Source organism: Paracoccus lutimaris, from assembly GCF_003337565.1.
Lineage (GTDB): Bacteria > Pseudomonadota > Alphaproteobacteria > Rhodobacterales > Rhodobacteraceae > Paracoccus > Paracoccus lutimaris.
In genome coordinates, this window is sequence record NZ_QPJL01000008.1 from 125,853 (window position 1) to 144,940 (window position 19,088).

Here is a 19,088-nt window from a genome sequence, read left to right on the forward strand (position 1 = left end):
ATTCTGCGGCCGCGCCTTTTGGGCGCGGCCGCATGGATATTTGAGTGAAGAAGAAACAGCCTGCCGGGGGCTAGATCGCCGAGCTGTGGCTGGACGGCGCCATGTCATAGGCGTCGAACATCTGCGCGATCATCCGCGTCAGAGAGCGGCCGGGCTGCGGGATGCGCAGGCCCCTTGTGTCGCATTCGACCATATCGCCGAAGCGGGCGATGGCCGGGGCGAAGATCTGGGCAAGGCGCTCTTGCGTGAAGCCGTGGTCGCGGATGAATTCCTCGGACCGGATCTCGAAATCGCACATCAGCGCCTCGATCATGCGGGCGCGCCAGATATCCTCGGGGGTAAAGGCATGGCCGCGCGTGGTCGAGAAATGGCCGTCGCGGATCTTGCCGGTATGGGCGCCGGTCGCGGGCGCGTTCTGGGCATAGCCCTGCGGGAAGCGCGAGATCGACGAGGCGCCAAGCCCGATCAGCACCTCGGCCCGGTCGTCGGTATAGCCCTGGAAGTTGCGCCGCAGCACGCCGGCCTTTTGGGCCTGTGCCAAACCATCGCCGGGGCGGGCGAAATGGTCGATGCCGATCTCGTCATAGCCGTCGGCCAGGAAAAGCTCGCGCGCAACCTCGAAGAGGCGCAGCCGGCCATGCGGGTCGGGCAGGGCGTCCGAGGGGATCATCACCTGCCGCTTGGCCATCCACGGCACATGCGCATAGCCGTAAAGCGCCACCCGGTCGGGCGAGAGCACCAGCAGTTTCTGCACCGATTCCGAGATGCGATACGGGTCCTGATGCGGCAACCCGTAAAGGATGTCGGCATTCAGGCTGGCGATGCCGCGGTCGCGGATCATGTCCACGGCGCGCTTCGTCACCTCGAAGCTTTGTTCGCGGCCGATGATCTTTTGAATTTCGGGGTCGAAATCCTGCACCCCGATCGAGGCGCGGGTGAGGCCGGATTCGGCCAGCGCGTCCATGCGGGCGTCGTCGATCTCATTGGGGTCGATCTCGACCGAGAATTCGGCACCCTCGGCCAAGGGAAAGGCGTCAAGGACGGCGCGGGCGACACGGCGCATCATCTCGGCCGGCATCAGCGTGGGGGTGCCGCCGCCCCAATGCAGGCGCGAGAGCCGCACCCCAGGCGCGAGTTCCTTGCGCAGCATCTCAAGTTCGCTCAGCAGCACCTCGGCATAGGCGCGCACCGGATCGTCCGATTGGGTGCCCTGCGTGCGGCAGGCGCAGAACCAGCACAGCCTGCGACAGAATGGCACATGCATGTAAAGCGAGATCGCCGCGCCGGCGGGAATCGCGGCGACCCAGTCGCGAAAGCTTGCCTCGCCGATGGCGGGGGTGAAATGCGGGGCCGTGGGATAGCTGGTATAGCGCGGCACGCGCGCGTCAAATAGTCCCAGGCGCTCAAGTTGCGATTGCTGTTCCATGAGCGTATCGTATCGCCTGAATACGCGACAGGACATTGACCCAAATCAAGATGACTACCGACGCCGCCATCATCGCGACGCAGGCACCGTGCGAGAACTGCCCGATCCGCTATCGGGCGGTCTGTGCGCATTGCGAAAGCGAAGAGCTCGGCGAGCTGGAGGACATGAAATTCTATCGCCGCTATGAGGCGGGGCAGAATGTCGTCTGGGCCGCGGACCGCATGGATTTCGTGGCCTCGGTGGTGTCGGGCATGGCGGGGCTGACCCAGCAGCTTGAGGACGGGCGCACGCAGATGGTCGGGCTTTTGCTGCCCAGCGACTTTCTGGGCCGGCCGGGGCGCGATGTCGCGGCCTATACGGTGACCGCGACCAGCGACCTTCTGCTGTGCTGCTTTCGCCGCAAACCCTTTGAAAAGCTTTTGCGCGAACGCCCGCGCGTCGCCGGCCGGTTGCTGGAAATGACTCTGGACGAGCTGGACGCGGCGCGCGACTGGCTTTTGCTGCTGGGGCGCAAATCGGCGCGCGAAAAGATCGCCTCGCTGCTGGTCATCCTCGCCCGGCGCGAGGCGGCGCTGCTGCGCCGTCGCCCCGAGGGGCGCATCGTTGTCAGCCTGCCGCTCACGCGCGAGGCGATGGCCGATTATCTGGGCCTGACGCTGGAAACCGTCAGCCGGCAGATGAGCACGCTCAAGCGCGCGGGGGTGATCGAGCTGGACGGCAAGCGCCGGGTCATCGTGCCCTCGTTCGGGGCGCTGGTCATCGAAAGCGGCGATGATTCGGATGGCGGCCCGCTGAGCTGAGGCGATCCCCGTCACGGGAATCGCCCTCGGTTCTGGCCCGTTTCGTCCGGCCCGCCTCAGCGCGCCATCAGCACCGGCACCTGGGCCTTTTCCAGCATGTTGCGCGTCGCGCCGCCCAGAATCGCCTGGCGGAAACGCGAATGTCCGTAAGCCCCCATCACCACCATGTCGGCACCGATTTCGGTCGCGCGGCGATTCAGGATGTCACTGATCAGCGGCTGGGTGCGGGCCAGGACCGAAATCTCGGCCTTGACGCCGTGGCGGGTCAGCATCTGGCCAAGCGCGCCGCCGGGATCCGAGCGTTCGGGCCCATTGGGCGAGGGGTCGACCACGGTGATCTCGACGCTTTCGGCGGCGGTCAGCAGGGGCAGGGCGCGGCGCACGGCGGCCATGGCCTCGTTCGACTGGTTCCAGGCGATCAGGATTTTCTTGCCGAAGGGCTCTTTCAACTCGCCGGGAACGATCAGGATCGGGGCGGCGCCCTCGAACAGCGCGGCTTCGGTCGCGGCCTCGGCATCGGGGGTGGCATGATCGCCATAGGGGCGGTTCAGCACCACGAGGTCGGAATAGCGCGCACGCATGCCGACCAGCGTCGAGAGCCCGCCCACCTGCGCCACGGCGGAATCGACCGACCAGCGGATATCCTCGGCATGCAGGCGCTCGCGCACCTTTTCCTCAAGCGCGCCTGCGGCAGCCATGGCCTTGTCGATGGATTCCTGAAATACATAGGCCGATGCGCCAGCATAGTAATATCCGCTTTGGGTGTGATCCACGCCCATGCAGAACACGTCGAGATGGCCATCCTCTCGCCGGGTCATGGCGATGGCCGAATCAAGCTGCTGCTGCTGGCGCTCGAAATCGGTCAGGACGGTCAGAATGGTCTTGTAGCCCATGGGCCTCTCCTTTCGGGTTTGCGCGGGACGCGCCGGCAACCGGAGGCTGTCGGCTGGCGTCGGCTTGCTGCGACATTCTGCCCCCAGTTGAGCGTATTTTACATCTGTATGTCTTTGGCCGATTGACCCAGATCAAAGTTTCACGAAACCGTGTGACTATAGAAGAACCTACCGAAGCCGTTCGCGGTCTGAATCGCCCCACGATTCGGACCTTCCGGCGCAGGATGAAGGACAGTTATAAATGTTGGATACCATCAAGCTGATCGCGCTTGGCACGATTGCGGTTCTGGCCGCCATCGCGGCCAATTACGCGCGACCCGATGACCCCGCCTATCTTGTGAACGCGCTGATCGTCATGGTGACGGCGGCTGTCATGTTCATCCGGGTCTTGCGCCAGATGGGCAATGAGCAGCCCGCGCTCGATCCCCACCCCGAGCTGCAATACATGGACGGGGTCGTCCGCGCGGGCGTGATCGCGACCGCCTTTTGGGGCGTGGTCGGCTTTCTGGTCGGCGTCGTCATTGCCTTTCAGCTGGCCTTTCCGGCGCTGAACTTCAGCGAGCTGATGCATGGCTATACGAATTTCGGCAAGCTGCGCCCGCTGCACACTTCGGCGGTGATCTTTGCCTTTGGCGGCAACGCGCTGATCGCGACCTCGTTCTATGTGGTGCAGCGCACCTCGGCGGCGCGGCTTTGGGGCGGAAACGCCGCATGGTTCGTGTTCTGGGGCTATCAGCTGTTCATCGTGCTGGCCGCGACCGGCTATATCCTGGGCGCTACCCAGTCCAAGGAGTATGCCGAGCCGGAATGGTATGTGGACTGGTGGCTGACCATCGTCTGGGTGGTCTATCTGGCCGTCTTTCTGGGCACGATCCTGCGCCGCAAGGAGCCCCATATCTACGTCGCCAACTGGTTCTATCTGTCCTTCATCGTGACCATCGCGATGCTGCATATCGTCAACAACCTGTCGGTTCCGGTCAGCCTGTTCGGCTCGAAATCGGTGGCGCTCTTCTCGGGCGTGCAGGACGCGATGACGCAATGGTGGTATGGCCACAATGCGGTGGGCTTCTTCCTGACCGCCGGTTTTCTGGGCATGATGTATTACTTCATCCCCAAGCAGGCCGAGCGTCCCGTCTATAGCTACAAGCTGTCGATCATCCACTTCTGGGCGCTGATCTTCCTTTATATCTGGGCCGGCCCGCACCACCTACATTACACCGCGCTGCCGGAATGGGCCGCGACGCTGGGCATGGTCTTCTCGATCATCCTGTGGATGCCCTCGTGGGGTGGCATGATCAACGGTCTGATGACGCTTTCGGGCGCATGGGACAAGCTGCGCACCGATCCGATCATCCGCATGATGGTGGTGGCCGTCGGCTTCTACGGCATGGCCACGTTTGAAGGCCCGATGATGTCGATCAAGGCCGTGAACAGCCTGTCGCATTACACCGACTGGACCATCGGCCACGTCCATTCCGGCGCCCTTGGCTGGAACGGCATGATCACCTTTGGCGCGCTTTACTATCTGACGCCGCGTCTGTGGGGCCGCGAGCGGCTGTACTCCTCGGCGCTGGTCAGCTGGCACTTCTGGCTCGCGACCATCGGTCTGGTGCTTTACGCGGCCTCGATGTGGGTCTCGGGCATCATGGAAGGGCTGATGTGGCGCGAAGTCGATGCGCAGGGCTATCTTGTGAACGCCTTTGCCGATCCCGTGGCCGCGAAATTCCCGATGAACGTGGTGCGGGCCCTTGGCGGCGTGCTTTACCTGACCGGCGGGCTGATCATGTGCTATAACCTCTGGGCCACGGTCGCACGACAGCCCAAGACGCAGACGACCGCCATCGCGGTTCCGGCAGAGTGAGGACGGATCATGGCAATTCTTGAAAAGCACAAGGTCCTTGAGAAGAACGCCACTTTGCTGCTGGTCTTCTCTTTCCTCGTCGTCACCATCGGCGGCATCGTCGAGATCGCGCCCCTGTTCTATCTTCAGAACACCATCGAGAAGGTCGAGGGGATGCGTCCCTATACGCCGCTCGAGCTGAAGGGCCGCGACATCTATATCCGCGAGGGCTGCTATACCTGCCACAGCCAGATGATCCGCCCGATGCGGGACGAGGTCGAACGCTATGGCCATTACAGCCTTGCGGCCGAGTCGATGTATGACCATCCGTTCCAATGGGGCTCCAAGCGGACCGGGCCGGATCTCGCGCGGGTCGGCGGGCGCTATTCGGACGAATGGCATATCGACCATCTGGTGAACCCGCAGGCGGTGGTGCCGGAATCGATCATGCCCAGCTATGGTTTCCTGCTGAACCGGCAGATCGACCCCTCGAACATGGGCGACCGGCTTTCGACCGACGCGCTGGTGGGCGTGCCCTATGATGAGGTGCGCATCACCGCCGCCATCGAGGATTTCCGCGCCCAGGCCGATCCCGATGCCGATGCCTCGGGGCTGGAAGAGCGCTATCCGGGGGCCCAGCAACGCAATTTCGACCGCCGTTCCGGCGTTTCGGAAATGGATGCGCTGATCGCCTATCTGCAGGTGTTGGGCACGATGGTCGATTTCTCGACCTTCCAGCCTGACCCGAACCGCTGAGGCCCGCCATGGATATGTATTCCTTCCTGCGCGAACTGGCCGACAGCTGGATCCTGCTGACGCTGGTGCTGTTCTTTCTTGGCGCTTGCCTGTTTGTCTTCAGGCCGGGCGCCGGGGTGCTGCACCGTGATGCTGCGGAAAGTATCTTCCGTAACGAGAAAGGCCCGCTGCCCGCGGGTGACAAGGAGGTCGAGTGATGGCCGATACCGACGACGAGCACACCAGCCCCAGGAACCCGGACAACCGGATCGGGTTGGAACGCCAGGCCGCGGATAAGGCCCATGAGGCGCAGATCGCGGCCAATCCGCCCGAAGGGCCGGATGGCCAGCCGCTGCACAAGCCCTCTGGCATGACCCGGGTGGTGCGCGACCGCAAGGGCGTGCGCAAGGTGGTCGAAGTGCCCTCGACCGGCCATAGCTGGGACGGGATCGAGGAATATGACAACCCGCTGCCGCGCTGGTGGCTGTGGAGCTTTTACGCCACCATCGTCTGGGGCGTGGGCTATCTGATCGCCTATCCCGCCATCCCGCTGATCCATGGCGCGACCCAGGGCGTTCTGGGCGAGACCATGCGCAGCAATGTCGCGGCCGAGATCCAGCGCTTCAACGAGGCGAATGCCCCGATCCAGGCCAAGCTGGTCGAAACCCCGCTGGACGGCATCGCGGCCGACCCGGATCTGGCGAACTATACCGCCAATGCCGGTTCCGCGATCTTCCGCACCTGGTGCGCGCAGTGCCACGGTTCGGGCGCGGGCGGGGCCACGGGCTATCCCTCGCTTCTGGACAATGACTGGCTCTGGGGCGGCACGCTGGACGATGTCTATACCACCGTCCAGCACGGTATCCGCGACCCCAAGGACGGCGATACGCGCTATTCGGAAATGCCGCGTTTCGGCACCGACCAGATGCTGGACGACGCTCAGATCGGTCAGGTCGTGAACTATGTCCTGTCGCTTTCCGAGCAGCCGCATGACGCCGCCGCCGCGGCCGAAGGCGCCACGGTCTATGCCGACAATTGCGTGTCCTGCCATGCCGAGGACGGCACCGGCGACCGCGCGCAGGGGGCACCGAACCTGACCGACGCGGTCTGGCTTTACGGTTCGGACCCGGCCACGATCACCCGCATCGTGCATGACGGTCCCTTCGGGGTGATGCCGGCCTGGTCCGGCCGTCTCTCCGAGGCCGAGATCCGCGCGGTCGCGTCCTATGTTCACAGTCTGGGCGGTGGCGAATAAGCCGCCCGGACTGACCCGTTTCGTATCCGGAGAACCGGATACGGAAGGCACCGGCCTCTCCGTCCTGTTCGCGCGTTTCCAGGAGAGGCCGGTGTTCCAATTGATGCGCGATCGGGCCGGGCTTTAGCAAGCCCGCCAAATGGCTTGTCGGCATGCGACAATCCGGCCAATGTTACGTCATGAGAGGTAGCCTTATAGGCTGGGCCTCTTAATTTGACGCAGATCATAGTGCTGTTTGCCCTCGTAAATAGTCTGCGGTGACGCGAAACAGGAGCCAATCATGTCGCAACCCGACATCGACCCGCCACAACTCTATGCGGCCCGCGAACCCATCTTTCCCCGCCGGGTCTATGGTTGGTACCGGAACCTGAAATGGATCATCATGGCGGTGACGCTGGGGATCTATTACATCACCCCCTGGATCCGCTGGGATCGCGGCCCGAACCTGCCCGATCAGGCCGTGCTGGTCGATCTGGCGAACCGCCGCTTTTTCTTTTTCTGGATCGAGATCTGGCCGCATGAATTCTATTTCGTCGCGGGCCTTCTGGTCATGGCGGGCTTGGGGCTGTTTCTCTTCACCTCGGCCTTGGGTCGGGTCTGGTGCGGCTATGCCTGTCCGCAGACGGTCTGGACCGATCTTTTCATCCTGACCGAACGCTGGGTCGAGGGTGACCGCAATGCCCGCGTCCGGCTGTGGAACGCGCCCTGGAGCGGCCACAAGCTGCGGCTGCGGTTGACGAAATGGGTGATCTGGCTGCTGATCGCGGTGGCGACGGGCGGCGCGTGGATTTTCTATTTCACCGATGCGCCGACGCTGCTGCGCGATCTGGTGACCGGGCAGGCGCATCCGGTCGCCTATATCACCATGGCGATCCTGACCGCGACGACCTTTGTCTTTGGTGGCTTCGCGCGCGAACAGATATGCATCTATGCCTGCCCATGGCCGCGCATTCAGGCCGCGATGATGGACGAGGACACGCTGACCGTCGCCTATCGCGAATGGCGCGGCGAGCCGCGCGGCAAGATCCACAAGGGCGAGGCGACGAAATCCGATGGCGGGACCAAGGGCGATTGCATCGACTGCATGGCCTGCGTGAACGTCTGCCCCATGGGCATCGACATCCGCGACGGCCAGCAGATGGAATGCATCACCTGCGCGCTGTGCATCGATGCCTGTGACGAGATCATGGACAAGATCGGCAAGCCGCGCGGGCTGATCGACTATATGGCGCTGAAGGACGAGACCGCCGAACGCGCCGGCGCCCAGCCCAAGCCGCTGATGAAACATATCCTGCGCCCGCGCACGATCCTTTACTTCACGCTTTGGGCGGGGATCGGCGTGGCGCTGGTGGTGGCGCTGTTCCTGCGCTCGCCTTTCGATCTGAACGTGACGCCGGTCCGGAACCCGCTGTTCGTCACCATGTCCGACGGCGCGATCCGCAACACCTACGCGCTGCGGCTGCGCAACAAGCAGGGCGCCCAGCATGATTTCGTGATCTCGGTCGCGGATAATGACGGCAATGCGGTGCCCGGCGTCGTGCTGGCGCTTGAGGGCCAGACCGGCAACCGCGCCTCGGTCGCGGCCGACAGCACCTTTACCCAGCGTCTCTACCTGACCGCCGCCAAGGATTCGCCTCTGGCGACGGGCGGGCAGGCCGAACTGACGCTGTGGGTCGAGGATGCAACCGGCGGCGTCAGGACCCATATTGGCACAGTCTTTCACGGAAAGGGGGAATGATGACGCGCGAACTGACCGGCCGGCACGTGCTGCTGATCACTTTGGCCGCCTTTGGCACCATCATCGCGGTCAATCTGGTCATGGCCTTTCTGGCGGTGGGCACCTTTCCGGGGCTCGAGGTGAAAAGCAGCTATGTCGCCTCGCAAAGCTTTGACCGCGACCGCGCGGCCCAAAGCGCGCTGCGCTGGAACGTCACCCCCGATTATGACGGGCGCGAGATGGTGCTGACCATCCGCGACGAGGCGGGCTATCCCGCGCCGGTCAAGGACCTGCAGGTGACCATCGGCCGCCCGACCCATATGCGCGAGGATCAGACCCCGGAATTCAGCTATTCCGGCGGCACCTTCCGCGCGCCTTTGCAACTGGCGCCCGGGGTCTGGAACATCCATCTGACCGCCACGGCGCCCGATGGCACGGTGTTTCGCCAGCGCATCGACCACTATCACGGCAACCGGGTGAAATAAGATGTCCGACGCAGCGCTGCACGACCATGATGTCCGGCTTTCGGCCTGTCCGGCCTGCGATGCCGCGCCGCTGGCGCAGCGCGTCGCCGCAGGTGCCGGCGCGCATGAGGACATCATCCTGTCGCTGCCGACCATCTATTGCGCGACCTGCATCTCGGATGTGGAACGCGCGCTGCATGCCCATCCCGGCGTCAAGACCGCGCGCGTGAACCTGACCCTGCGCCGCGTCACCGTGGACGCCCCGGGCCTGAGTGCCGAGGACCTGATCCCCGTGGTCGAGCGCACTGGCTATGAGGCACATGAGCTGGACCCCGCCGCGCTGAGCGCCAGCCGCGCCGACCGGATCGGGCGCGACATCCTGATGCGCATCGGCGTCTCGGGCTTTGCGATGATGAACATCATGATCCTGTCGGTCGCGGTCTGGTCCGGGGCCGAGGCGGCAACGCGCGACATGTTCCACTGGATTTCCGGCGCCATCGCCCTGCCGACCGTGGTCTTCGCGGGCCAGCCCTTCTTCTCCAGCGCATGGCGGGCGTTGAAGGCGGGACGGCTGGGCATGGATGTGCCGATCTCGCTGGCGCTGATCCTGGCCAGCGCGATTTCGGTCTATGAGACGATCCATTCCGGCCATCACGCCTATTTCGACGCGGCGGTGATGCTGTGCTTTTTCCTGCTGATCGGGCGCTATCTGGATTACCGCACCCGCGCCGTCGCCCGCTCCGCAGCCGAGGAACTGACCGCGCTTGAGGTGCCCCGCGCCTTTCGCGTGACGCCGGCGGGCGATGAGCCGGTGCCGGTCGCGGAACTGGTCCCGGGCGATCTGATCCGCATCCTGCCCGGCGCGCGCGTCCCTGCTGACGGCGAGATCGCGCAGGGCACGTCCGAGATCGACCGTTCGCTTCTGACCGGCGAAAGCGTTCCGGTGCCCGCCGCGCCCGGCGCGGTCCTGTCGGCGGGCGAGGTCAACCTGACCGGGCCGCTGATCCTGCGGGTGACGGCGGCGGGGCGGGACAGTTCGCTGGCGCGGCTGACGGCGCTGGTCGCGGCGGCGGAATCGGCGCGCGGGCACTATACTTCGCTGGCCGAGCGCGCCTCGCGGCTGTATTCGCCACTGGTGCATCTGTTGGCCTTTTCCAGCTTTCTGGGCTGGTACTGGACGACCGGCGATCTGCGCCATTCGGTCAATGTCGCGGCGGCGGTGCTGATCATCACCTGCCCCTGCGCGCTGGGGCTGGCGGTGCCGGCGGTGGTGACGGCGGCCTCGGGGCGGCTGTTCCGGCGGGGCATGCTGATCAAGGACGGCACCGCGCTGGAACGTCTGGCCGATGTCGATTGCGTGGTCTTCGACAAGACCGGGACGCTGACCATGGGCGTGCCGCAGGTCGTCTCGATCGAGGCGATTCCCGTCGGGATGCGCCCGGTGGCGCTGGCTCTGGCGCAGGGTTCAAGCCATCCGCTCTCCAAGGCACTGGCGCAGGCGCTGCGCGATGCGGGGGCCACGACCGTCGAACTTGAGGACCTGCGCGAGGTGCCCGGCTATGGCATTTCCGGGCGCTGGCAGGGGCATGAGGTTCGGTTGGGCCGCGCCGACTGGCTGGGCGCCGATCATGGCGCCGGAAAGATCTCGGCCAGCTGGCTTTCGCTGGGCGAGGGGGCGCCGATCCGGCTGGAATTCACCGACAGGCTGCGCCCAGGGGCTGAAAGCTGCGTCCGCGAGTTGCTGGCGTCAGGCCGCCGCGTGGTGCTGCTGTCGGGTGATGTCGCGCCGGTGGTCCAGGAACTGGCGCAGCGGTTGGGGCTTGCGGAATGGCATGCCGGCGTGACCCCGACGGAAAAGGCCGCGACCGTGCGCGAATTGCGCGTGGCTGGCGCGCATGTGCTGATGGTCGGCGACGGGCTGAACGATACGGCCGCGCTGGCCGAGGCGCATGTCTCGATCTCGCCGGCCTCGGCCTTGGATGCGGCGCGGGTTGCGTCCGATATCGTGCTGATGGGCAATGACCTGTCGCCGGTGTCTGATGCGCTGGAAACCGCCCGCGGCGCACGTTCGCGGATCAAGGAAAACTTCGCCATCTCGGTGCTTTACAATATCGTCGCCGTGCCTTTTGCCATTGCCGGTCTGGCGACACCGCTGATGGCCGCGCTGGCCATGTCGCTGAGTTCGATCTGCGTGACGCTGAACGCGCTGCGGCTGAGATAAGGGGAGAGGTCATGGAAATTCTGGGTATCCTGATCCCGGTCTCGCTGGGGCTTGGCGCGCTGGGGCTTCTGGCCTTCGTCTGGGCCTTGCGCGGCCGGCAATACGAAGACCCAAAGGGCGATGCCGAACGCATCCTCAGCAAGGAATGGGACGACCGTCCGAAACCCTGACCGGGTGACAAGGCGCATACCGGAGCTGTGATCGCGTCAGCGGGATTTCTGTCGAAAGGTCCCCCACATTCTTCATATCGATTTTGCGCGGCATCCTCGCTGCTGATCGCCTTGACGCGTCGTGACGAGAGGCTCGTACTTCTCTGCGCGGATTGTCATGCTTTGTCTTGGCCGAAGGGCGCCGTACTCCGCGCCAAACCCAGGCACCCGATATGAGCCATGCCATCGCAACTGCGCAAAAGAATACGGCGCCCGTTACATAGGGCGCCGTCTCGATATCCGCGCGGGATCCAGCGGATCAGGGGCCGATCACCGTGCAGCTTTGCTGGCGGGCAACAAGCCGATTGCAGGCCAGTTCGGCGGTTTCCTTGGTCATGCCGACGAAATTCGCCTCAAACCCCCGTCGGGTATTGGCGACGCGGCTAAGCGCGCTGTCCAGCGAGGCGCTTTCCTGCAACGCAGTGCGCAACAGCAACTGCTCGGCCTCGTTCTGCGAACGGAAAAGGCCCAGCGACACACCCCAGTTGCGACCGCCTGAGCCGTCGCGGGTCACGATCTCGGTCGCCTCTGCTGGCGCGCCGGCCTCGGGGTCAAGCGAGGTCAGGATGATCGTTTCCGAACGCTGTTCAGGCGCGGGCGAGGACAAGAGCGCCATGCTGTTGTCGGGCTGCGGCTGAACGGCCTGCACGAAAAGCGAGGGCGAACCGGCCTGTGACGGCGCGTCCAGACTGGCCGACTTGTCATTGCGCGGGGCAGGGGCCGGCCTTGCGGAACTGGGCAGGGCGGTTGCGGTTTCGGCTGTCGCATCCCCTTCCTCGGGACGAGTTTCCGGACGCGTGCTTGCGGCACTTTCTGCCGCCGGGGCGGCCGCTGCGGTGACCCGCGCGCTATTGGGTTTGCGCGACGGACGGGTGCTGGCGCTGAGTGTCTCGCCGCTTTGGCGGCTAGCGGCAGGGGCCGAGGCCTGGGCGCGTGACACTGCGGCGCTGATTGCTGCGGGGGTTACCACGGCGACGGTCGAGGCACGCGCGACCGGTCGGCCCGAGCTTGCAAGCTGCACCTGCGCCGGGCTGGCCTCGGGCTGGCTCCGCGCGACCTGTACCGTACGGCGGACTTTCTTTTCCACCATAAGCTGCGGCGGCGCGGGCTTGACCTCACGCACACGGGTGGGGGCCTTTCCAAATCCGGCGTCCAGCAGTTCGGCCATGACGGCATTGCGATGGGCGGTCGAGGTGCCGCCAAGCACGGTCGCGACGATGCGCTTGGAGCCACGCTTGGCCGAAGCCGTCAGGTTGAAGCCGGCGGCACGGGTATAGCCGGTCTTGATCCCGTCCGCGCCCTCATAGCTGTCAAGGAAGCGCTTGTTGGTGCTGGAGACGGTCGCGATGCCCGCATCCGCCGAGCGCCGCGAAAAGATCGAATAATATTGTGGGAAATCGTAGAAAAGCCGCCGTCCCAAGGTCGTCATGTCGCGCGCGGTCGAGTAATGCCCCGAGGCGGTCAGGCCATTGGCGTTGCGGAACTGCGTGCCGTTCATGCCAAGCGCGCGGGCCATCTGCGTCATCTGGGCGGCGAATTTCGCCTCGGAACCCGCAAGTCCCTCGCCGATCACGGTGGCGGCGTCATTGGCGGATTTCACCGCCGCGGCGCGGATCAGATAGCGCAGCTCAATGCGCTGGCCGGGCTTGAGCCCCAGACGCGACGGTGGCTGCGATGCCGCGTGGCTGGAAACCAGAAACTTGCTGTCCAGCCGGACCTGACCGCGCTCAATGGCGTTGAAGGCCATGTAAAGCGTCATCATCTTGGTCAGCGAGGCAGGGTGCAGCCGGGTATCGGCGTTCTGGCTGTAGATCTGCTTGCCGGTTCGGGCATCCATGACGAATGCCGCGAAAGGCGCCGCGATGACCGCCACAGGCATCGCCCAGGCGAATAGGATCATCAGTCCTAAACGGACATTCTCTGTGATTCTGCTCACTGTCCCGATCTCTTCTGCCTCTGAGGGCCCGTTCAATATGCGGACCCTTCGTTAATATAATGACAATAACACGCCTTTCTGGGCACGGAAACCGTAAGTTTCAGGCTTTTCACCCACAATCTGCCTTTGGTTGCATGGCCGGCACGGGGCGCAGAGGGGGCGACACGGCGTCGGTCGCGGCGCGGGGCTTATCATTCGGGACAAAAGCCCCTATATTCGCCCTCAGACCATTCTCATCCCGTTGCAAGCTACGTGACCAATCCGCAGATGTCCAATCGACCCGGTGACCGTGAAGAGGTCGAACTGGCGGTGAAAACCCGCCCCAAGACCCAGCGTCCGCCCATGTACAAGGTCTTGCTGCTGAACGACGATTTCACTCCGATGGAATTCGTCGTGCATGTGCTTGAGCGCCTGTTCAACATGACCCATGCCCAGGCCATCGAGATCATGCTGACCGTGCATCGCAAGGGGGTGGCGGTGGTCGGCGTCTTTTCGCACGAGATCGCTGAAACCAAGGTGGCGCAGGTGATGGAACTTGCCCGCCGGCAGCAGCACCCGCTGCAATGCACCATGGAAAAAGAGTAGAAATTGGCTGGATCACGGCTGGAACTTGTCTTCGGCGGAACGCCGCCCGAGGGACGCACGCTATTGATCGGGGCGGATGCCTCGACCGATCTGGGCGTATTCGATGCCGCGCGCATCGCCATCGTTCAGGAAAACTTCGCCGATCATCAGGCGCTGAAGGCGCGCGGATATGAGGTCTCAACCCAGCCCGAGGGAGAGTTCGATGCGGCTGTCGTCTTTTTGTCGCGGGCGCGGGCGGCGACGCGGGCGCGCATTGCGGTGGCGGCGCTGCGGCTGAAGCCCGGCGCTTCGCTTTGGATCGATGGCCAAAAGACCGACGGCATCGATGCGGTAATGAAAGAGCTGCGCGCGCTGGCCCCGGTCGATGAGGCCCAGTCCCGCGCGCATGGCAAGATCTTTCGCGTGACCATGCCGCAGCCGGGCTGGCTGCCCGAGGATTGGGCCGCGCGCGATCACGAGGTCGCGCCCGGCATGGTGACGCGGCCGGGGGTGTTTTCGGCCGATGGGCCGGATCCGGCCTCGGTGGCGCTGGCCGCGCATCTGCCCGAAAAGCTGCCCACGCGCATGGTCGATCTGGGCGCGGGCTGGGGCTGGCTTTCGGCCGAGATGCTGAAACGTCCGGGCCTTGAGGTTCTGCATCTGGTCGAGGCCGACGCTGTGGCGCTGGATTGCGCGCGCCGCAATGTCACCGATCCGCGGGCGCGGTTTCACTGGGCCGATGCGCTGGATTTCCGCCTGTCTGAGCCGGTGAACGGCGTGGTCATGAACCCGCCCTTTCATCAGGGGCGCGCGGCCGATCCGCGTCTGGGCGCGGGCTTCATCCGCAGCGCGGCAGGGTTGCTGACCGGGGCCGGGCGGCTCTGGATGGTGGCGAACCGGCATCTGCCCTATGAGCAGGTGCTGCGCGAATGCTTCGCGGATGTGTCCGAACTTGGCGGAGACAGCCGCTTCAAGATATTGACGGCGACGGGGGCCTCGCGCCTCGGAACGCGCCGGATCCCACAGAAAGGGAAACGCAGATGAGCCTTTCCATCCAGGGCAAGACCGCCATAGTGACCGGGGCCGGGCGCGGCATCGGCTTGGCCATTGCCCGCCATTTCGAAGAGGCCGGCGCCAATGTCATGTTCGCCGACAGCGACGAGGCCCTGCTTGAGGCCGAGTTGGGCGAACAGATGAAGGGCGAGGGGCCCGTGCGCGGCTTTGCCGGCGATCTGGGCCAGAAGCTGACGCTGGCCAATCTGGTCTCGGCCACCATCGACGCCTTTGACCGCATCGACATTCTGGTTAACGCGCATCGCATGGTGCAGCCCTGCGACCCGCTGTCGGTGGGCGAGGACCTGCTGGGCGACATGCTGCGCGAGAACATGATCTCGGGGCTGCGCCTGTCGCAGATGGTCGCCAAGCGCATGGTCGCACAGGCCGAGGACAATACCAGCGAAGCGCTGCAGAACGGCGCCATCGTCAATGTCTCGTCGCTGGCGGCGAACTGGCCCAACCCCAAGATGCTGGCCTATTCGATTTCCAGCGCGGCGCAGGCTCAGGCCACGCGCTCGCTGGCGGCGGCGCTGGCGCCCAAGCGCATCCGGGTGAATGGCGTGGCCTTTGCCAGCATCATGTCGAACATCCTGCAGCAGAAACTGCGCGAGGATGGTGAGCTGCGCGAGCGCATGATCGCGGCAACGCCCTTGGGGCGGATTGCCGGCGCGGATGAGCTGGCGGCCACGGTCCAGTTCCTGGCCAGCGACGCGTCCAGCTTTGTCACCGGCCAGATCCTCAGCGTCGATGGCGGGCGCAGCCTTGGCGATCCGCTGGCGCCCTCGGTGTTCTGAGCTTACTTCGCCGCCTCGGGATAGGCGGCCTTGCAGGCATTGACCGCGCTCATGGCCGGGGGCGTCAGCGCCTTCTTGCGGGCGATGAGGTTGTCGCGCTTGCGGGTCTCGGCGGCGGGGTCGATCGGCACCCGATAGCGTTCGGTGTCGCTGACATTGCGCATGCAGCTGCGGGTGATGAACCCCCGGCGTCCCTCGCTGTCGCGGACCATGACCTCGCAATCGTCCCATTCCATGCGGCTGACGGTGCGTTCCTCCCAGGCGTATCCGCGGGCCAGATTGCCCTCGACCTCGGCAAGCAGGCCGGCGATGGTGCGGTATTCGCGGGTATTGCGGCTTATGCAGCGCTCTTGCGGGGTGCCGCAGGATGCGACGATCAGCGCGGATGTCAGGGCAAGCAGGATGTTGCGGGTCATGGCCGGGTTCTCTAGTTGTCTGCGCGAAGCTTATGCCGGCCGTTGCGGCAGGACAATTCACGATTCCAGAGGGCAATGCGATGGAGATGCAGGACGAACGCCATGAGGCCGCAAGCTGGTTCCGGGCGCTGCGCGACCGGATCGTCGCCGCCTTCGAGGGGCTTGAGGATCGCGGTCCGGGCGAAGGGCCTGCCGGCCGCTTCGAGGTCAAGCCCACGCAGCGCGGCGCGGATGGCGGCGGCGGCATCATGTCGGTGATGCGCGGCGGCCGGGTCTTTGAAAAGGTCGGGGTGAACTGGTCGGCGGTGCATGGCGAGCTGTCGCCCGCCGCCCGCCAGTCCATGGCCGCGCGCGGCGTGCCTGGGATTGAGGCCGATCCGCGGTTCTGGGCCAGCGGCATCAGCCTTGTCGCCCATATGCAGAACCCCCATGCGCCGGCCGTGCATATGAACACGCGCATGTTCTGGACGCCGGGCGCATGGTGGTTCGGGGGTGGGGCCGACCTGAACCCCTGCATCGAATATGCGGGCGACACCGCGCATTTCCACGACACCCTGCGCCTCGCCTGCGCAGCCCATGGCGATGACTATTACGATCGCTTCAAGGCCTGGGCGGACGAGTATTTCTATATCCCGCATCGCGGGCGGGCGCGGGGCGTCGGCGGCATCTTTTATGACGACCTGAATAGCGGTGACTGGCAGGCGGATTTCGCCTTTACCCGTGCGGTGGGTGCAGCCTTTCTGCCCGCGTTCCTGCCTTTGGCCGAGGCCCGCATGGCGCAGGACTGGTCGCCCGCGGACAAGGACGCGCAACTGGTCCATCGTGGGCTTTATGCCGAATATAACCTTGTCTATGACCGCGGCACCAAATTCGGGCTGGCGACCGGCCATGACCCCGAAGCCGTGTTGATGAGCCTGCCGCCCTTGGCGAAATGGGTCTGATGGCCGGCTTGCCGGATCTTTACCTGATGCGGCATGGCCAGACGGTCTGGAATGCCGAAGGCCGCCTGCAGGGGCGCATGGATTCGCCATTGACCGCGCTGGGGCGCGCGCAGGCGCGGCGACAGGCGCAGCTGGTGCAGGGGATTTCCGCCACGCGTCATGCCAGCACCGCCGGGCGGGCGGTGGAAACCGCGCGGATCGTCTATGCGGGACAGGCATTCGGGCAGGACGAGCGCCTGCACGAAATCGACATCGGCGAATTCACCGGACGCGCTTGGGCCGAGCTCTGCGCCGCGCATCCCGAGGTCACCGCCGGCGGCTGGCTGGACTGGTATGATCGCGCCCCGGGGGGCGAGCTGTTTGCCGGGGTCGAGGCCCGCGCGCGCGCCTTTCTGCATGAACTGACCGGGCCGGCGCTGATCGTGACCCATGGCATCACCCTGCGCATGCTGCGGCTGATCGCGATGGACCTGCCGCTGTCGCGTCTGGGCGAGATGCCGGTGATGCAGGGCGCGCTGCATGTCGTCAGCAACGGCCAGCACCGGATGGTGCTTTAGGTTGTCAGATCCGGGGGAGGGGCTTCAGATGAAGCCCAGCTCCAGCCGTGCCTCGTCCGACATCATTTCCATGCCCCATTGCGGCTGGAAGGTCATCTCGACATCGACCTGTTTCACGCCCGGCAGCGGCTCGACCGCATCGGCGACCCAGCCCGGCATCTCGCCGGCGACGGGGCAACCCGGCGCGGTCAGCGTCATCACCACGCGGACAGAGTTTTCGGGGCTGATATCAATGGTATAGATCAGGCCGAGGTCAAAGATATTGACCGGGATCTCGGGGTCATAGACGGTTTTGCAGGCCTCGACCACGCTGTCGTAAAGCGGGTGCTCGGTGGTCGAGGGGGCGATCAGCGGATCGCCTTCCTTCAGATTTTCCATGGTCATGCGGCGCGTCCTGTCAAAGCTTAGCGTTTATATAGGACTAGGAGGCCGCCGGGTCCAGTGCGCGGGGCGCATTCGCCGGGACAAGTCGTCGCGTCCCCAACCGTCACGGCGGGCTGTGACGGCTTGGTGGCTGGTTCAGAACTTGAAGTTCAGGTGGCGCACGATGCCGACGCTGATCTCGGGCTGGTTCTTGTCGCGCACCAGGGGCGAATCCGCGGCGTCATCCAGCAGCCGGCCATATTTGGCGCGGCCCAGAACGGCCCAGTTGTCGTTCAGCATATAGCGCGCTTCAAGGTTCAGGTTCGCCTCGTAGAAGCCGCCGCCGGGCTCATAGACATCATGGCCGCTGCGCGCCGCCTCGTCAGCCGAGACGCCGAAATAGGTGTCGGTAAAGCGGTCGTCGGCGCCCTGCAACTCGGCCCCGGCCCAGAAGGTCAGGCGCTCGTTGATGTCGCGCTTGTAGCGGGTGCCGATCTCGCCCACCACGCCGTGATGGCCGCCAAAGCCCTTGCGGACATGGGTATAGCTGGTGAAGGGCCCCGAGACATAGCTCAGCTTCACCCCGACCTCATAGGCGCGGCTGATATCGTCCATGCCGTCCAGATGGTCGGAATCGTCGGAATCGCGCTTGCCGATATAGTTCAGCGACGGGATGATCGAGAAGCCCTGCTTTTCCTCGCCATCCTCGCCCAGCTGAACGTTGCGCAGGATGAACCAGGGCGAGGCGTCGTTATCCTCGGCGCCCATATATTCGGGACCATAGCTCACGCCCAGACCGGCATCGAAGGACACCTGATCGAACATGTTCAGCGATTGCGCGGTGGCGGCGACCGGAAGGGTCATGGTCGAGGCCAGAATGAAAGCAGCAATGCGCATCGGC

General features: G+C 64.9%; 20 protein-coding genes. 14 read left to right on the forward strand and 6 right to left on the reverse strand.

Annotated elements, in window-relative coordinates; genetic code table 11:
* Positions 1-70: 70 nt before the first annotated feature.
* Complete coding sequence (hemN, locus tag DFP89_RS09410) at positions 71-1,426, reverse strand: oxygen-independent coproporphyrinogen III oxidase (protein WP_114349132.1); 1,356 nt, start codon at positions 1,424-1,426, stop codon at positions 71-73.
* A gap of 50 nt (positions 1,427-1,476) precedes the next feature.
* Here hemN and fnrL point away from each other — a divergent pair, with 50 nt between their 5' ends.
* Positions 1,477-2,226, forward strand: a complete 750-nt coding sequence (gene fnrL, locus DFP89_RS09415) for a transcriptional regulator FnrL (RefSeq protein WP_114349175.1) — start codon at positions 1,477-1,479, stop codon at positions 2,224-2,226.
* A gap of 56 nt (positions 2,227-2,282) precedes the next feature.
* On the opposite strand, the gene DFP89_RS09420 is transcribed toward fnrL, so the two are convergent.
* Positions 2,283-3,119 carry a universal stress protein gene (locus DFP89_RS09420; protein ID WP_114349133.1) on the reverse strand — a complete coding sequence of 279 codons (837 nt, stop codon included), beginning with the start codon at positions 3,117-3,119 and terminating at the stop codon, positions 2,283-2,285.
* Positions 3,120-3,360: 241 nt separating this feature from the next.
* On the opposite strand from DFP89_RS09420, the gene ccoN reads away from it, so the two are divergent.
* The 8 genes from ccoN (at position 3,361) to ccoS (ending at position 11,521) form a co-directional block, all read left to right on the forward strand.
* Positions 3,361-4,980 carry a cytochrome-c oxidase, cbb3-type subunit I gene (gene ccoN, locus DFP89_RS09425; RefSeq protein WP_114349134.1) on the forward strand — a complete coding sequence of 540 codons (1,620 nt, stop codon included), beginning with the start codon at positions 3,361-3,363 and terminating at the stop codon, positions 4,978-4,980.
* A gap of 9 nt (positions 4,981-4,989) precedes the next feature.
* Entirely contained in the window at positions 4,990-5,715 is a 726-nt protein-coding gene (gene ccoO / locus DFP89_RS09430) for a cytochrome-c oxidase, cbb3-type subunit II (RefSeq protein ID WP_114349135.1), read from the forward strand.
* Between the two features lie 8 nt (positions 5,716-5,723).
* Complete coding sequence (locus DFP89_RS09435; protein WP_114349136.1) at positions 5,724-5,912, forward strand: cbb3-type cytochrome c oxidase subunit 3; 189 nt, start codon at positions 5,724-5,726, stop codon at positions 5,910-5,912.
* A complete protein-coding gene (gene ccoP, locus DFP89_RS09440) occupies positions 5,912-6,949 on the forward strand; it encodes a cytochrome-c oxidase, cbb3-type subunit III (protein ID WP_114349137.1) in 1,038 nt (345 codons plus the stop codon). The genes DFP89_RS09435 and ccoP overlap by 1 nt, the downstream gene beginning before the upstream one ends.
* Positions 6,950-7,229: 280 nt before the next feature.
* Positions 7,230-8,687: a cytochrome c oxidase accessory protein CcoG gene (gene ccoG, locus DFP89_RS09445; RefSeq protein ID WP_114349138.1), complete on the forward strand. Its 1,458-nt coding sequence runs from the start codon at positions 7,230-7,232 to the stop codon at positions 8,685-8,687.
* Positions 8,687-9,151, forward strand: coding sequence for a FixH family protein (locus DFP89_RS09450; RefSeq protein WP_114349176.1), 465 nt, complete (start codon positions 8,687-8,689; stop codon positions 9,149-9,151). Before ccoG ends, DFP89_RS09450 begins: the two co-directional genes overlap by 1 nt.
* A gap of 1 nt (position 9,152) precedes the next feature.
* Positions 9,153-11,351, forward strand: coding sequence for a heavy metal translocating P-type ATPase (locus DFP89_RS09455; RefSeq protein WP_114349139.1), 2,199 nt, complete (start codon positions 9,153-9,155; stop codon positions 11,349-11,351).
* Between the two features lie 11 nt (positions 11,352-11,362).
* Positions 11,363-11,521, forward strand: a complete 159-nt coding sequence (gene ccoS, locus DFP89_RS09460) for a cbb3-type cytochrome oxidase assembly protein CcoS (RefSeq protein WP_114349140.1) — start codon at positions 11,363-11,365, stop codon at positions 11,519-11,521.
* 298 nt (positions 11,522-11,819) lie between these two features.
* Here the strand turns inward: ccoS and DFP89_RS09465 are convergent, their stop codons facing one another.
* Positions 11,820-13,460 carry a D-alanyl-D-alanine carboxypeptidase family protein gene (locus tag DFP89_RS09465; protein WP_245948636.1) on the reverse strand — a complete coding sequence of 547 codons (1,641 nt, stop codon included), beginning with the start codon at positions 13,458-13,460 and terminating at the stop codon, positions 11,820-11,822.
* 303 nt (positions 13,461-13,763) lie between these two features.
* On the opposite strand from DFP89_RS09465, the gene clpS reads away from it, so the two are divergent.
* From clpS to DFP89_RS09480, 3 genes are read left to right on the forward strand one after another with little or no spacing between them, the layout of a single operon-like run.
* Positions 13,764-14,081: an ATP-dependent Clp protease adapter ClpS gene (gene clpS, locus DFP89_RS09470; protein ID WP_114349141.1), complete on the forward strand. Its 318-nt coding sequence runs from the start codon at positions 13,764-13,766 to the stop codon at positions 14,079-14,081.
* Between the two features lie 3 nt (positions 14,082-14,084).
* Positions 14,085-15,104, forward strand: coding sequence for a class I SAM-dependent methyltransferase (locus tag DFP89_RS09475; protein ID WP_114349142.1), 1,020 nt, complete (start codon positions 14,085-14,087; stop codon positions 15,102-15,104).
* Complete coding sequence (locus DFP89_RS09480) at positions 15,101-15,910, forward strand: SDR family NAD(P)-dependent oxidoreductase (RefSeq protein ID WP_114349143.1); 810 nt, start codon at positions 15,101-15,103, stop codon at positions 15,908-15,910. The genes DFP89_RS09475 and DFP89_RS09480 overlap by 4 nt, the downstream gene beginning before the upstream one ends.
* 2 nt (positions 15,911-15,912) lie before the next feature.
* On the opposite strand, the gene DFP89_RS09485 is transcribed toward DFP89_RS09480, so the two are convergent.
* The gene (locus DFP89_RS09485) at positions 15,913-16,326 is read right to left on the reverse strand and encodes a hypothetical protein (RefSeq protein WP_114349144.1); all 414 of its coding nucleotides are present in this window, start codon (positions 16,324-16,326) and stop codon (positions 15,913-15,915) included.
* A gap of 80 nt (positions 16,327-16,406) precedes the next feature.
* On the opposite strand from DFP89_RS09485, the gene hemF reads away from it, so the two are divergent.
* On the forward strand, positions 16,407-17,267 hold the full coding sequence (hemF, locus tag DFP89_RS09490; protein WP_114349145.1) for an oxygen-dependent coproporphyrinogen oxidase: 861 nt from the start codon (positions 16,407-16,409) through the stop codon (positions 17,265-17,267).
* Positions 17,267-17,824, forward strand: coding sequence for a histidine phosphatase family protein (locus DFP89_RS09495; RefSeq protein ID WP_245948637.1), 558 nt, complete (start codon positions 17,267-17,269; stop codon positions 17,822-17,824). The genes hemF and DFP89_RS09495 overlap by 1 nt, the downstream gene beginning before the upstream one ends.
* A 24-nt stretch (positions 17,825-17,848) precedes the next feature.
* On the opposite strand, the gene DFP89_RS09500 is transcribed toward DFP89_RS09495, so the two are convergent.
* Together DFP89_RS09500 and DFP89_RS09505 are read right to left on the reverse strand one after the other, a co-directional pair.
* Positions 17,849-18,208 (reverse strand): SUF system Fe-S cluster assembly protein, encoded by a 360-nt coding sequence (locus DFP89_RS09500; RefSeq protein WP_114349147.1) that lies wholly within the window; start codon positions 18,206-18,208, stop codon positions 17,849-17,851.
* Between the two features lie 135 nt (positions 18,209-18,343).
* On the reverse strand, positions 18,344-19,084 hold the full coding sequence (locus DFP89_RS09505) for a MipA/OmpV family protein (RefSeq protein ID WP_114349148.1): 741 nt from the start codon (positions 19,082-19,084) through the stop codon (positions 18,344-18,346).
* Positions 19,085-19,088: the final 4 nt, after the last annotated feature.